The sequence below is a fragment of the Pseudarthrobacter sp. SORGH_AS 212 genome (assembly GCF_030818145.1).
Classification (GTDB): Bacteria; Actinomycetota; Actinomycetes; order Actinomycetales; family Micrococcaceae; genus Arthrobacter.
The window spans coordinates 3,969,395-3,982,947 of the sequence record NZ_JAUTAA010000001.1 but is presented as its reverse complement, the minus strand read 5'-3'; the positions used below and the strand labels follow the sequence as shown (position 1 = coordinate 3,982,947).

Annotated in this window: 11 protein-coding genes and 2 tRNA genes; 3 read left to right on the top strand and 10 right to left on the bottom strand. The window is 65.7% G+C overall.

Features of this window, described 5'->3' with window-relative positions; all coding sequences use genetic code 11:
- Positions 1 to 257: 257 nt before the first annotated feature.
- Positions 258 to 1,301: an endonuclease/exonuclease/phosphatase family protein gene (locus tag QE394_RS18290; protein WP_349035201.1), complete on the top strand. Its 1,044-nt coding sequence runs from the start codon at positions 258 to 260 to the stop codon at positions 1,299 to 1,301.
- A gap of 46 nt (positions 1,302 to 1,347) precedes the next feature.
- On the opposite strand, the gene QE394_RS18285 is transcribed toward QE394_RS18290, so the two are convergent.
- Positions 1,348 to 2,109 carry an SDR family oxidoreductase gene (locus tag QE394_RS18285; RefSeq protein WP_349035200.1) on the bottom strand — a complete coding sequence of 254 codons (762 nt, stop codon included), beginning with the start codon at positions 2,107 to 2,109 and terminating at the stop codon, positions 1,348 to 1,350.
- A 150-nt stretch (positions 2,110 to 2,259) separates the two neighbouring features.
- On the opposite strand from QE394_RS18285, the gene valS reads away from it, so the two are divergent.
- Positions 2,260 to 4,878 (top strand): valine--tRNA ligase, encoded by a 2,619-nt coding sequence (gene valS / locus QE394_RS18280; protein ID WP_349035199.1) that lies wholly within the window; start codon positions 2,260 to 2,262, stop codon positions 4,876 to 4,878.
- 346 nt (positions 4,879 to 5,224) lie between these two features.
- On the opposite strand, the gene QE394_RS18275 is transcribed toward valS, so the two are convergent.
- The 6 genes from QE394_RS18275 to QE394_RS18250 all read right to left on the bottom strand — a co-directional run bounded on the left by QE394_RS18275 (position 5,225) and on the right by QE394_RS18250 (position 10,482).
- Entirely contained in the window at positions 5,225 to 5,839 is a 615-nt protein-coding gene (locus QE394_RS18275; protein WP_349035198.1) for a DsbA family protein, read from the bottom strand.
- Positions 5,840 to 5,912: 73 nt separating this feature from the next.
- On the bottom strand, positions 5,913 to 7,193 hold the full coding sequence (clpX, locus tag QE394_RS18270) for an ATP-dependent Clp protease ATP-binding subunit ClpX (RefSeq protein ID WP_349035197.1): 1,281 nt from the start codon (positions 7,191 to 7,193) through the stop codon (positions 5,913 to 5,915).
- Positions 7,194 to 7,369: 176 nt separating this feature from the next.
- Entirely contained in the window at positions 7,370 to 8,029 is a 660-nt protein-coding gene (locus tag QE394_RS18265) for an ATP-dependent Clp protease proteolytic subunit (protein ID WP_056079759.1), read from the bottom strand.
- 40 nt (positions 8,030 to 8,069) lie between these two features.
- Positions 8,070 to 8,690, bottom strand: coding sequence for an ATP-dependent Clp protease proteolytic subunit (locus QE394_RS18260; protein WP_015937344.1), 621 nt, complete (start codon positions 8,688 to 8,690; stop codon positions 8,070 to 8,072).
- Positions 8,691 to 8,924: 234 nt separating this feature from the next.
- Positions 8,925 to 10,325 (bottom strand): trigger factor, encoded by a 1,401-nt coding sequence (gene tig / locus QE394_RS18255; protein WP_349035196.1) that lies wholly within the window; start codon positions 10,323 to 10,325, stop codon positions 8,925 to 8,927.
- Positions 10,326 to 10,407: 82 nt separating this feature from the next.
- Positions 10,408 to 10,482: transfer RNA gene (locus QE394_RS18250), tRNA-Pro, on the bottom strand.
- Positions 10,483 to 10,612: 130 nt separating this feature from the next.
- Between QE394_RS18250 and QE394_RS18245 the strand changes: the two genes are divergently transcribed.
- A tRNA-Gly gene (locus tag QE394_RS18245) sits at positions 10,613 to 10,686 on the top strand.
- A 153-nt stretch (positions 10,687 to 10,839) separates the two neighbouring features.
- Here QE394_RS18245 and QE394_RS18240 read toward each other — a convergent pair.
- The 3 genes from QE394_RS18240 to QE394_RS18230 all read right to left on the bottom strand — a co-directional run bounded on the left by QE394_RS18240 (position 10,840) and on the right by QE394_RS18230 (position 13,386).
- On the bottom strand, positions 10,840 to 11,793 hold the full coding sequence (locus QE394_RS18240; protein ID WP_349035195.1) for a DNA-formamidopyrimidine glycosylase family protein: 954 nt from the start codon (positions 11,791 to 11,793) through the stop codon (positions 10,840 to 10,842).
- On the bottom strand, positions 11,793 to 12,287 hold the full coding sequence (locus QE394_RS18235) for a ribose-5-phosphate isomerase (protein WP_056079767.1): 495 nt from the start codon (positions 12,285 to 12,287) through the stop codon (positions 11,793 to 11,795). The genes QE394_RS18240 and QE394_RS18235 overlap by 1 nt, the downstream gene beginning before the upstream one ends.
- A 79-nt stretch (positions 12,288 to 12,366) precedes the next feature.
- Positions 12,367 to 13,386 (bottom strand): hypothetical protein, encoded by a 1,020-nt coding sequence (locus QE394_RS18230; RefSeq protein ID WP_261619099.1) that lies wholly within the window; start codon positions 13,384 to 13,386, stop codon positions 12,367 to 12,369.
- Positions 13,387 to 13,553: the final 167 nt, after the last annotated feature.

Here is a 13,553-nt window from a genome sequence, read left to right as displayed (position 1 = left end):
TGCAGCGTGTTCCACAGGAACGGTGCTGCCCCGGCCTCTCATTACTGCTGTAACGGGCTTACCCGTCCGGTTCTACTGGCACGCGCCGCGGACGGCAGGTGGTGCGTTCTTCCGGAAGCTCACCGGTGATTGCCGGGTCATAGCCTTTGACGAGTCTACTATCGGGTCCCCCTGCATTTCCATTCCCCGGGTCCGGCCCGTGGCGGCGCACCGGTCAGCCGCGGGTTCGGGCGGCTGAAGTGCCTAGACTCACTCTCATGACTGCTTCCGGCTGGCGGGTCCGCTCGCGCCTCCCCACCGTGTGCACGTGGTTGTCGCTCCTGGCCGCAGTGCCGGTGCTGGTGATGTCCGTTTTCCGGGCTGTCGGCGCGGAATGGCCGGTCCTGGTGGTCCAGTTGCTGGCCTTCACGCCGTGGCTGGCGGTCCCTGCGGGCGTGGCCCTGGTCCTGTCATTGTTCGGGGGCAGGAGGTGGCTGCAACTGGTGACGGCAGCACTCCTGGCGTGCCAGCTCTTCTGGCTCTTTCCCCTGGACGTTGCCCGCCCCTCCCCCGCCGCTGCCGCAGCGCCGGCGGCGTCGCCTGCGGAGCAGCAGCCGCCGGCCACGGTGGAGCTGAACGTGATGAGCATCAATTCACAGTTTGGCCGGGCTGACGCCGCCACCATTGTCGGGCTGGTGCGGGAGAAGAAGGTGGCGCTCCTCGCCATCCAGGAACACTCACAGGGCCTGCAGGAACGCTTGGCCGCTGAAGGCCTCGATGCGCTGCTGCCCCACCGGATCAGCCAGCCCACGGACGACGGCGCCGGCAGCGCCGTGTACTCCAGCCATCCGCTGGAGCCGGTGGGTGTGCTGCCGGACACCCCGTTCCTGATGCCGACGGTCAGGCTCACGGCCACCGGAAGCGCGGCTGGTGCCAGTGCCGTTCTTGAACTGACCAACGTCCACACCCTGCCCCCGGTGGACACCCGGGTGGGGCAATGGCGGAGCGACCTCAGGGCCTTGTCCCGGTTGGCGGATCGGCGCGGCCACAGGCTGTTGATGGGTGATTTCAACGCCACCTACGACCATGCGGAGTTCCGGAGCCTTCTCCGGGCCGGGGAGGAGGGCCTGGTGGACGTGGCTGCTGCCTCCGGTTCCAGGCTCCTGCCTACGTGGCCCATGGATGGCACGCACCTGCCCGGCATCGCCATTGACCACATGGTGACAAGTCCCAGGGTGGGAAGCAGCGGCTACCAGGTCCACGGGGTTCCGGGTACCGACCACGCGGCCATCCTCGCAACGGTCGCGGTTCCGGCCGCCTGAAAATTCGACCGCAAGGCCGGGGAGCGCCGCCGACCTTCCGGCGGGCTCAGCCTTTACGGATCAGCTTGTGGTTGGCGGCCTGGGCCACCGGCCGGATGACTATTTCGTCCAGATTGACGTGGTGCGGGACGCTGACGGCGTACCGGACGACGTCGGCCACGTCCGCCGCGGTCAGCGGCTTCTCCACGCCTTCGTAGACCTTGCCCGCAGCCTGTTCGCTGCCCAGGCGGTTGAGCGCGAATTCCTCGGTTTGCACCAGGCCCGGCGCCACTTCGATCACCCGGATGTTGTTTTCCACTTCCTCCAGCCGAAGCGCGTTGGTGAGGGCGTGCTGGGCAAACTTGGCCGCGTTGTAGCCGCCACCGCCTTCGTAGGCTGCAATCGCGGCAGTGGAGGTCAGGTTCAGCACCGTTCCCTCGCCGTTGGCACGGAGCATCGGCAGGAACGCACGGGTCAGTTTCATGGTGCCCAGCACGTTGACGCGGTACATCCACTCCCAGTCCGCAGTGCTGGCTTCCGCCACCCGGTCCGCTCCGCGGGCGCCGCCGGCAATGTTGATGAGCGTATCGATGCCCCCGGCAGCAGTGACCTTTTCCACCAGCCGGGACACGTCGTCGTCCTCGGCAATGTCAGCAGGAACGGCGACGGCGCCGGTCTCCGCTGCCAGGGACGCGAGGCGGTCTTCGCGGCGGGCTACGGCGAACACCGTCCAGCCTTCCGCGCGCAGTGCGCGCACCGTCGCCTCACCAATACCGGTGCTTGCACCGGTCACCAGGGCTGCCTTGCTGTGCTGCAAATCGTCAGTCATGGCACCACCCTAACGGGAGGTTCCGGCATCAGGCGGACCACGCGTTACACAGCGTCAAGCGGGCGCCCCCTCGGGCCGGATCTACGGCAGGATGCTGCCCGCGCCACAAGCGTTTCTCCGGGATTGAACGGAGCATGAAAGAATTGCCCAATGGCTGAAGACATACAGGGTACAGACACGCCCACCACCGCCCCCATCAACGTTCCTGACAAGCCGGCACTGGAAGGCCTCGAGGCCACCCTGACCCGGCGTTGGCTGGAGGAAGGAACCTACAGGTTCAACCCGGACACCACCCGGGAGCAGGTCTACTCGATCGACACTCCCCCGCCGACGGCGTCGGGCTCGCTGCACGTGGGCCACATGTTCTCCTTTACGCAGACCGACGTCCAGGCGCGGTACATGCGGATGACGGGCAAGAACGTCTTCTACCCCATGGGCTGGGACGACAACGGCCTGCCCACCGAACGACGGGTGCAAAACTACTACGGTGTGCGCTGCGATCCCGCCATCCCGTACCACGCCGACTACCGGCCGCCGGCACAACCTGCCAAGAACCAGCGCGACTTCGACGTCGTGTCGCGCCAGAACTTCATCGAACTGTGCGAGGAACTCGCCGTCGAGGACGAGAAGGTCTTCGAAAACCTGTTCCAGACCCTCGGCCTGTCCGTCGACTGGAACCTGACCTACCGCACCATCGATGACACCTCCCGCGCCGTATCCCAGCGCGCGTTCCTGGCCAACCTGGCCGCCGGTGACGCCTACATGGCGGAGGCACCCACCCTGTGGGACGTCACGTTCCGCACCGCCGTTGCCCAGGCCGAACTGGAGGACCGCGAGGTTCCCGGCGCCTACTACCGCTACCCCTTCTTCACCGAAGCCGGGGACAAGATCTTCATCGAGACCACCCGCCCGGAGCTCCTGGCCGCGTGTGCCGCGCTGGTGGCAAATCCCGACGACGAGCGGTACCAGCCGCTGTTCGGCAAGACCGTGCGGTCTCCCCTCTTCGACGTAGAGCTTGAGGTTAAGGCCCACCCGCTGGCCAAGGCCGACAAGGGCTCAGGCATCGCCATGGTGTGTACCTTCGGCGACCTCACCGACGTCACCTGGTGGCGTGAACTCCAGCTGCCCACCCGGGCCATCATGGGCCGCGACGGCCGCATCATCGCCGAAACACCGGACTGGATCACCACGGAGGCCGGCAAAGAGGCCTACGCTGCGATCGCCGGCAAGACGGCGTTCTCCGCGAAGGAAGCAGTGGTTGAACTGCTCGGCGCTGCCGGCCTGCTGGACGGCGAACCGAAGAAGATCACCCATCCGGTGAACTTCTTCGAAAAAGGTGACAAGCCGCTCGAGGTTGTGACCTCACGCCAGTGGTATATCCGCAACGGCGGCCGCGATGAAGAGCGCCGCGAACGCCTGATCGCCAGGGGCCAGGAGATCAACTTCCACCCGCCCTTCATGCGCTCCCGCTACGAAAACTGGATTGCCGGCCTGAACGGTGACTGGCTGGTATCCCGGCAGCGTTTCTTCGGCGTACCCATCCCCGTCTGGTACCCGTTGGACGCCCAGGGCAACCCGGACTACGACAACCCCGTCCTTCCCTCCGATGACATGCTGCCGGTGGACCCCGCGGCGGATGCAGCCCCGGGGTTCGACGAATCCCTTCGCGACCAGCCCAACGGCTTCACCGGCGACGCGGACGTCCTGGACACCTGGGCCACGTCCTCGCTGACCCCGCAGATCGTTGGCGGCTGGAGCCGGGACGAGACCCTGTTCGACAAGGTCTTCCCCTTCGACCTCCGCCCGCAGGGCCACGACATCATCCGCACCTGGCTGTTCTCCTCCGCGGTCCGTGCCGATGCACTGCAGAAAACCGCACCATGGAAGCACGCGGCCATCTCCGGCTGGATCCTGGACCCGGACCGCAAGAAGATGTCCAAGTCCAAGGGCAACGTGGTGGTACCCACGGATGTCCTCAACGAGTACGGCTCGGACGCCGTCCGCTACTGGGCGGCCTCGGCCCGCCTGGGCGCCGACACCGCCTACGAGATCGCCCAGATGAAGATCGGCCGCCGCCTGGCCATCAAACTCCTGAACGCCTCCAAGTTCGTGCTGAACCTCGGTGCCACGGAAAACTCTGTGGTGTCCGGCGATCTCTCGGTGCTGACCAACAAGCTGGACCGTGCCCTGCTGGCCCAGCTGTCCGACGTCGTTGCCCAGGCCACGAAGGCGTTCGATAACTACGACTACGCCCGGGCCCTGCAGCTGACCGAGACGTTCTTCTGGCAGTTCACGGACGATTACGTGGAGCTCATCAAGGACCGTGCCTACGGTGCGGCCGGCGAAGCGGAGCAGGCATCGGTGCTGGCGGCCCTGGCCACCACGCTGGATACGCTGCTGCGCCTCTTCGCGCCGTTCCTGCCGTTTGCCACCGAGGAAGTCTGGGGCTGGTGGCGCACGGGCTCGGTACACCGCGCCGCGTGGCCGGCCGGCGTCGAGGTGGACGGCGACACCACCATGCTGGCCACTGTCGGAAATGCGCTCAGTGGTGTCCGCAAGGCAAAGTCCGAGGCAAAGGTGAAGCAGCGGACAGAGGTCCTCTCCGCGACCATCAGCGCTTCGGAGGCTTTCACCAACCAGCTGAAGGCCGGCCTTTCCGATCTCAAGGCGGCCTCCAACGCCCGGGAGATCACCCTGGTGGTGGGCGAAGGGGAACTGACCGTGAGCGACGTGACCCTGGCTGCGCCCGAGGAGACAGCGGCCGTCTAGTCCGGCCCACGCCCTGTTTCAGGGCAAAGGGGAAGCCCCATCAGCGTTTTGCCGTTGGTGGGGCTTCGACTTTTCGGCCATCTCGTGACGAACTTGATGGTCTGGCAGGATCCGGGGATTTCCAGGTCTTCCTACCTCGTCACTGGTCGCTCGTATCCGGCTCCGCCAAAGGCTGCGTCGAATACATTTCACTGGATCTTTGGTTCCTGCGTCCCCCTTCTTTCGAAGTTGGTAAGAACTATTTTGATCCTGCGCGCAGGCAAGCACAAGGGCCCCGGAAGAACTACATGGCAGTAGTTCTTCCGGGGCCCTTTGAGGACTTCTGCGGCGGCGGCCGCGTACCGGCTCAGCCGAATTCGGGGCGTTCGGTCCGGCTGCGCTTCAGCTCGAAGAAGTGCGGGTAGGAGGCAATCGCAGTGGTGGCGTCCCACAGCTTGCCGGCCACGTCACCGCGCGGGATGCGGGTGAGGACCGGTCCGAAGAATGCCGTGCCGTTGAAGGCGACAACCGGGGTGCCGACGTCCTGGCCCACGAGGGAGATGCCTTCTTCGTGGCTGGCCCGGAGCTTGGCATCGTAGGCGTCAGAATCAGCAGCCTCTGCCAGGGAGGCGGGAAGCCCGCACTCGGCCAGGGCCTTCGTGATGACGACGGTACGGTCCTTTTCGCCGCCCTCGTGGATCAGGGTGCCCATGGCATCGTAGAGAGCCTTGACGGTGGCGTCGCCGTGTTCCTGCTGGGCGGCGATGATCACGCGGACCATGCCCCACGCGTTGTCCATGGACTTGCGGTACTCGGGGTCGAGGTCGCGTCCTTCGTTGAGGACTGCCAGGCTCATCACGTGCCAGACCGTTTCGATGTCGCGGACGGCTTCCACCTCGCCGATCCAGCGTGAGGTGATCCAGGCGAACGGGCACAGCGGATCAAACCAGAAGTCGGCCCGGTTCTTGGCGGTTTCAGTCATGGCTAATCCTTCAGGTAGGGGTGGCTGCGCAGGCGGCAGCCACCGCTGACGGGGGTGTTGCGGGCAACGCGGCTCAGGCGGACTTCCGCCGCTTGGTCACGTGCGGGATCATGGTGGGCTCGGCGCCGCGGAGGACGACATCCTCGGTGATGACCACGCTGGCCACGTCTTCACGGCTGGGAAGATCGAACATCACCGGCAACAGGACTTCCTCAAGGATGGCGCGCAGTCCGCGGGCTCCCGTGCCGCGCTCCAGGGCTTGTTCGGCGATCGCGTCCAGGGCACCGTCGTCGAAGACCAGCTCCACGCCGTCAATCTGGAACATCTTCTGGTACTGCTTGACCAGTGCGTTCTTGGGCGTGGACAGGATCTGGATCAGGGCGTCACGGTCCAGGTTGGAAACCGTGGTGATGACCGGGAGGCGGCCAATGAACTCGGGGATCAGGCCGAACTTAAGCAGGTCCTCCGGCATCACTTCGCCGTAGGAATCCACCTTCTTGCTCGCGTCGTTCAGGGGTGCACCGAAGCCGATACCCTTGCGGCCGGACCGGGACCCGATGATCTCTTCGAGTCCGGCGAAGGCACCTGCGACGATGAACAGGACGTTCGTGGTGTCTATCTGGATGAATTCCTGGTGCGGGTGCTTGCGTCCGCCCTGCGGCGGCACCGAGGCAACAGTGCCTTCGAGGATTTTCAGGAGCGCCTGCTGCACGCCTTCACCGGAAACATCGCGGGTTATCGACGGATTTTCGCTCTTCCGCGAGATCTTGTCGATCTCGTCGATGTAGATGATGCCCTGCTCGGCCTTCTTGACGTCGTAGTCCGCGGCCTGGATGAGCTTCAGGAGGATGTTTTCGACGTCTTCGCCGACATACCCGGCCTCGGTCAGTGCGGTGGCGTCGGCGACGGCGAACGGCACGTTGAGGCGGCGGGCGAGCGTCTGGGCGAGGTAGGTTTTTCCGCAGCCCGTGGGGCCGATCAGCAGGATGTTTGACTTGGCGATCTCGACGTCGTCGTGGTGGCCGCCGTCGCCGAGGTTTCCGGACTTCGGCGCGTGGCCGGCCTGGATGCGTTTGTAGTGGTTGTAAACCGCGACGGCGAGGGACCGTTTGGCCGGTTCCTGGCCAATGACGTATTCCTGCAGGAAGTCGAAGATCTCCCGTGGCTTGGGCAGTTCAAAGCTGCCAAGGTCTGCGACTTCGGCGAGTTCCTCTTCGATGATTTCGTTGCACAGTTCGATGCACTCATCACAGATGTAGACACCGGGCCCGGCAATGAGCTTCCGCACCTGCTTCTGGCTCTTTCCGCAGAAAGAGCACTTCAGCAGATCCGTGCTCTCGCCAATCCGAGCCATATGTGAACCCCTTAGTATCCTGCTGCCGCGCAGCTTGCACCGTTGCTGGAATCTTCCCCGGACCGTGCGGGCCGGTTTGTGACAACTTCCACTCTAGGTCACATTGGCTCCCAAGGGTGGAAGGAAAAGGCCGGCGGGGCCAAAATGAACTGGCCCCGCCGGCGTTTTGGGTACTGCTACCTCGTAATTGCCTGAGGTTTGATCTTGCGTGAATCCAGGACCTGGTCGATCAGGCCGTAGGACTGTGCCTCTGCCGCGGTCAGGATCTTGTCGCGCTCGATGTCGTTGTTGACCTGCTCGGACGTCCGGCCGGAGTGGTGGGCGAGGGTGTCCTCGAGCCAGGACCGCATGCGCATCACTTCGGCTGCCTGGATCTCCAGGTCCGATGCCTGTCCGCCCTGGCCGCCGGACAGCGCGGGCTGGTGGATCAGGACGCGGGCGTTGGGCAGTGCCAGGCGCTTGCCCGGGGTACCTGCAGCGAGCAGGACGGCTGCGGCGCTGGCGGCCTGGCCCAGGCACACCGTCTGGATCTCCGGGCGGATGTACTGCATGGTGTCGTAGATGGCAGTCATTGCCGTGAACGAACCGCCGGGAGAGTTGATGTAGAGGGTGATGTCGCGGTCCGGGTCAGTGGACTCGAGCACCAGCAGCTGGGCCATGACGTCATCGGCCGAGGCGTCATCCACCTGCACGCCGAGGAAGATGATGCGGTCCTCGAAGAGCTTGGTGTACGGGTCCTGGCGCTTGAAGCCGTAAGGTGTGCGTTCCTCGAACTGCGGCAGGACGTAGCGGCTGGACGGAAGATTACCGGCAGACCACCCGAAGTTGTAGTTCATAGTTATTGCTCCTGATCGAAAGGGTTCTGGTAGCCGGGAATTAGTTCTCGGAGGACGACTGGCCGGAGCCGTTGGAGGTTCCGCCGCCGCCGGAGACGGAGCCCGCGTGCGCGGCGATCTTGTCGAAGAAGCCGTACTCGAGCGCTTCGGCGGCCGTGAACCACTTGTCGCGGTCGTTGTCCTTGAGGATGGTCTCGACGGTCTGGCCGGTCTGGTCGGCGGTCAGCTCTGCCATGACCTTCTTCATGTGCAGGATGAGCTCAGCCTGGATCTTGATGTCCGACGCAGTGCCGCCGATGCCGCCCGAGGGCTGGTGCATCAGGACGCGGGCGTTGGGGGTCGCGTAGCGCTTGCCCTTGGTGCCGGAGGAGAGCAGGAACTGCCCCATGGAAGCGGCAAGGCCGGTGGCCACGGTGACGACGTCGTTGGGGATGAACTGCATGGTGTCGTAGATGGCCATGCCGGCCGTCACGGATCCGCCGGGAGAGTTGATGTAAAGGTAGATGTCCTTCTCGGGGTTCTCGGCGGAGAGGAGCAGCAGCTGCGAGCAGATGGCGTTGGCGTTGTCGTCACGCACCTCCGACCCGAGCCAGATGATGCGCTCCTTCAGGAGTCGGTTGTAAATGTAGTTGTCCTGGGCTGCGGGATCGACGGTCGCCATCCGGGGGGCCTCTTGGTGCTGTGACATGTTTACTTACCTCTCGCTGGTGACGGTGACATCACTGAAAATCACTACTTGGACACTAACCGGTTTCACCGACATTTTGTTCGCGCCCCAGCGGCTGTTCGCTGACGGCGCACGATGCCGGCGCCCGGCGCCCTGCCGCGGCGTTTCAACGCGAACGGCCCCCGGATCAGTTGATCCGGGGGCCGTTCGTCTATGCCTGTGTGGAGGCTATGCCTTGGCTTCAGCCTTCTCGTCCTCGGCAGGAACCTCAGTGGCTTCGCCCTCTGCGGCGTCAGCCCCGGTGGCCTCGGCGTCGGCAACCGGAGCTTCCTCTTCGCCGCCGGGGCGGACGAAGTCGCTCAGGTCAACGGTGTTGCCTTCGGAGTCGGTGACCGTGGCCTGGCCCAGCACCACTGCCAGCGCCTTGCGGCGGCGGACCTCGGAAACCATCATGGGGACCTGGCCGCTCTGATCGATGATCTGGGCGAACTGGTTGGGGTCCATGCCGTACTGGCTGGCCGTGGTGACGATGTAGTCGATCAGCTCATTCTGGCTGACGTCGACTTCTTCCTTCTCGGCGATGGCGTCGAGGATGATCTCGTTCTGGAAAGCGCGGGCGGTGTTTGCGCGCACTTCCTCACGGTGCTCCTCGGTGTCGTGCTCGCCTTCGCCGTGGCCGTTGCCTTCCTTGAAGTGGGCCTCGAGCTGCTCTTCGACAACGCTGTCCGGCACGGGAACCTCGACCAGCTCAACGAGCTTGTCCAGGACCTTGTCGCGGGCCTCGACGCCCTGCTCGACAACCTTGGACTCAGCTGCCTGCTTGGCCAGGTCTTCGCGCAGTTCGGCGAGGGTGTCGAACTCGGAAGCCAGCTGGGCGAACTCGTCGTTGGCCTCAGGCAGCTCGCGCTCCTTGACGGCCTTGACGGCAACCTTCACCTGTGCAGCTTCGCCGGCGTGGTCGCCGCCGACAAGGGTGGTGTCGAAGATCGCGTCTTCGTCGACGCTGAGGCCGGTGACGGCCTCGTCCATGCCCTCAAGCATGGTGCCGGCGCCCACCTGGTAGGACAGGCCCGCGGCGGAGTCAACCTCTTCGCCGTCGATCGTGGCGGTGATGTCGATGGTGAGGAAGTCACCGTCGGCGGCCGGGCGGTCAACTGACTTCAGCGTGCCGAAGCGGCCGCGGAGTTCTTCCAGGGCCTTGTCAACGTCTTCGTCGGAGGACTCGGCGGCGGCAACCTCAACCTTGATGCCGGCGTAGTCGGGCAGTTCGATCTCGGGACGGACGTCAACCTCGGCAGCGAACTTCAGGCCGCCGTCGGTGGCGGAGGGGTCCGGAACCTCGGTGATCTCAACCTCGGGACGGCTCAGGGGGCGGATGCCGGATTCCTGCACGGCAGCCTGGTACCAGCCGTTGAGGCCGTCGTTGATGGCGGTTTCGAGGACATAGCCGCGGCCGACGCGCTGGTCGATGAGCTTTGCGGGGACCTTGCCCTTACGGAACCCAGGGACCTGGATCTGCGAAGCAACGGTCTTGTAAGCCGAGTCGATGCTGGGCTTCAGTTCCTCAAAGGGAACCTCAACGTTGAGCTTGACCCGCGTGGGGGTGAGGTTCTCGACAGCGCTCTTCACGGTCTAAGTACTCCTGGGATTGTGGGATGGGTCTCTGCGAAACGCAATGTTCCTGCCCGATCCGAATGGCCGGGCCGCAGAGTCGGGGTGACAGGATTTGAACCTGCGACTTCCTGCTCCCAAAGCAGGCGCTCTAGCCAAGCTGAGCTACACCCCGTAAGTGCACAGGCAAGTCTACGGTGATACGCGTCGCGAATGCACATTTGACACGTGGGCCATGGATTAGGTTTAGTTGTATCCGGCTTGAACAGCCAGCCCGAAGATTCCGCGAAAACGGAGCTTCCTTCGGGGACGTAGCTTAATGGTAAAGCCTCAGTCTTCCAAACTGATTACGCGGGTTCGATTCCCGTCGTCCCCTCCAACCAGCAAAGGCCCCTCCTCGGAGGGGCCTTTGCTTTTTAATGTTGCCGGCGTGCGGTCGTGGGGCACTTTGCCGGCCCGCCTGGGCCGAAGGTACGGTACTGCCCGGCGGGTCCGCGCCAAAGTGCCCTGTTGCGGCCCGGGCGGGCACCAGTTATTCCTGCGGCTGCTGACAGAACGGGCACCAGTACAGGTTGCGGCCGGCGAGTTCGGCGATCAGCACCAGGGTGCGGCAGACCCGGCATGGCAGCCCCTGCCGCTTGTAGACGTAGTGGGCGTCCTCGCCGCGCGGAAAGCTGCCGCCCTTGGCCGGAACGTCCTGCCCGGCACGGACAGCTTTTGCCGCCGTGGTGCCGTTGACCGCCCAGTACCGCGGGGGTGTGGTGATGATCCTGCCGTCCGCCACACCATCAGTCATGACGCTGACGACGTCGCGCCACAGGTTCCGGGCGTCCGGTTCCGTCACGTCCGTCCCCGGCATCCAGGGGTCCAGCCGGCGGCGGAACAGGACCTCGGCACGATAGACGTTGCCCACGCCGGCGATGATCTTCTGGTCCATCAGCAGTGCCGCGACGGGACTCTTGCGGGTGCGGAGGTTCCTGGCGAAGCGGCCGGCGTCACCGCGCAGGTTCCGGAGCGGGTCCGGCCCCAGGCGTGCCAGCACGGCTTCGGCTTCCGCGGCAGTGATGGCTTCGCACGTCGTGGCACCGCGCAGGTCAGCCCAACCATGACCGCTGGCCAGCCGGACCCGGACGGCACCTACGGGGGCGGGCGGCCCCGCGTAGGAGGCGTCGGCGTCGCTGCCGGCAGGCGACTCCTGCTCCCCGACCCGGCGGGGCGCTCCAATGGTGGAAGATCCGGTGAACGTCCGGTCACCGCCAAAGCTCCACGCGCCGTACAGGCCAAGGTGTACGTGCAGCACCAGGGCGTTGTCGAAGTGCAGGAACAGGTGCTTGCCGTGTGCTTCGGCGGCTACCAGGGTGTGGCCGTCCAGCAGGGCCGCTCCCCCGCTGAACCTGCCTTGCGGGCTGGAGACGGAGAGGCGTTCTCCCGTGAAGACGTCCCCGAACTGGCGGGCCAGCCGGCGGACAGAGTGGCCTTCGGGCACTATTCGATGACCTCGCCGGTGGTTTCGTAGGCCGCGATCTTGCCGATCCGGCGGACGTGGCGTTCGTCGTTGCTGAACGGCTCGGCCAGGAACGCCTCGATCAGACCGGTGGCTTCCTCTACGGAGTGCTGGCGGCCGCCGACGGCCACCACGTTGGCGTCGTTGTGCTCACGGGCCAGGGTGGCGGTGGAGAGGTTCCACGCCAGTGCTGCCCGGACGCCCTTGACCTTGTTGGCCGCGATCTGCTCGCCATTGCCCGAGCCGCCCAGCACGATGCCCAGGGCGTGGACGCCTGCCTCCTGGTCGGCCACGACAGCGAGGGCTGCGTTGATGCAGAAGGACGGGTAGTCGTCCTGGGCGTCGTAGGCCTTGGGACCGTGGTCCACCACGTCGTAGCCCTTGGCGGTGAGGTGGGAGACCAGGTGGGCGCTGAGCTCCATTCCTGCATGGTCGGTGGCGATGTGGACCCGCGGGAAGGAAGGGGATGAGGTCACGTTCAGGTTCCGTTCGGTTTGGCGGCGCTGGCGGCCGGCGGGGTGGGCGCCGGCCCGGGAAACAACACGGACAAGGATACTAGGAGCCCGGGACTTGGCCGCCGGATGACGGGCTTCCGCCTTTCCGGGCCCTGGCGGCCACCCGGGTGAGTACGTCGGCAAGGCGCGCGGCGGATGCCTGGCTGCCCCCGCTGACGGCCAGGCGCCGGCCGTCGGTTTTGCTGACGACGACGGCGGGGCCGCTGCCTACGAGCATGGCGTCGGTGCCGCCGTGGTGCCGGTAGCCCCACCCGCCGTAGTCTGCCGCCTTCAGGTCTGCTGCGCTGGCGGCGGTGATGGATCCGGCTGGAACATCCATGACCGGCAGGACGCCCGCCAGGAGGACTTTCAACCCGTACCTGTCGGCCTTCACCCGGGCGAAGAGGAAGCCCGCACCCACCACCGCGAGGAGCACCAGGAGGCCACCAAGCCAAGGCACCGCGATGGCGATGAGCGCGGCGGGGAACAGTGAGGCGATGCCGATCATGACGAAGACCGAGCTGCGCGCGTGCACCCACAACCTGACGGTGTCCGCGGCCAGGTCGGGGTCGGCTTCACGGGTCAGGGCGCGCTGCAGCGCCCGGTCGTCATCCACGGACCAGTGCTGGTCTGCCTTGTAGACGAAAGCGAGCGTGACACCCAGCGACACGGCAGCTCCGCTCCCCAGCGCCAGGACTGTCAGGTCGACGTGGGAGTTGCGCGCATCGGTGACGCCGGCCTGGCCCACCAGGCCGGCGGCGAGCACGGTGGTCACGAAGAGGCTCAGGAACAGCCCCACGCCCATCATGATCCGGCGCATCACAACCGGCCTGCCCAGCGGCAGTGCCTGCGAGAGGACCAGCCAGCCCGCGGCGAGGATCAGCGCTGCTCCGCCGCCTGCATAGGCGCCGAACGGGGCGAAGGCTGCGCCGCCGTCGTCCGTCCACTGGATGGCGAGCGGCTCCGGAAGGTCACGCCGCAGCAGCGACGCGCAGAAGACGAACGCACCGGCCAGGACCACGGGGAAGCCGACGGCGAAACGCAGCGCCTTCCGGTCCACCCTGTCCAGAATCTTTCCCATGGGATTAACGCTACCCCCGCCGGCTGGCCCCCCGGAGGGACCGGAGCGAAAGGTGTGGCGGGGACGTGACCTGCGCAACGTGCCAGGGTCCGGGCAGTGCAAGAATGATCAGAGCCGGAGCCGGCTACCGCCGGCACCGCAGCAGCCAACGTCTTCTGGAGGTCTCC

Excerpts from the sequence above, each read along its gene's own strand:
- QE394_RS18290 (WP_349035201.1), top strand. The coding sequence starts at position 258 with ATGACTGCTTCCGGCTGGCGGGTCCGCTCGCGCCTCCCCACCGTGTGC.
- QE394_RS18285 (WP_349035200.1), bottom strand. The coding sequence starts at position 2,109 with ATGACTGACGATTTGCAGCACAGCAAGGCAGCCCTGGTGACCGGTGCA.
- valS (WP_349035199.1), top strand. The coding sequence starts at position 2,260 with ATGGCTGAAGACATACAGGGTACAGACACGCCCACCACCGCCCCCATC.
- QE394_RS18275 (WP_349035198.1), bottom strand. The coding sequence starts at position 5,839 with ATGACTGAAACCGCCAAGAACCGGGCCGACTTCTGGTTTGATCCGCTG.
- clpX (WP_349035197.1), bottom strand. The coding sequence starts at position 7,193 with ATGGCTCGGATTGGCGAGAGCACGGATCTGCTGAAGTGCTCTTTCTGC.
- QE394_RS18265 (WP_056079759.1), bottom strand. The coding sequence starts at position 8,029 with ATGAACTACAACTTCGGGTGGTCTGCCGGTAATCTTCCGTCCAGCCGC.
- QE394_RS18260 (WP_015937344.1), bottom strand. The coding sequence starts at position 8,690 with ATGGCGACCGTCGATCCCGCAGCCCAGGACAACTACATTTACAACCGA.
- QE394_RS18230 (WP_261619099.1), bottom strand. The coding sequence starts at position 13,386 with ATGGGAAAGATTCTGGACAGGGTGGACCGGAAGGCGCTGCGTTTCGCC.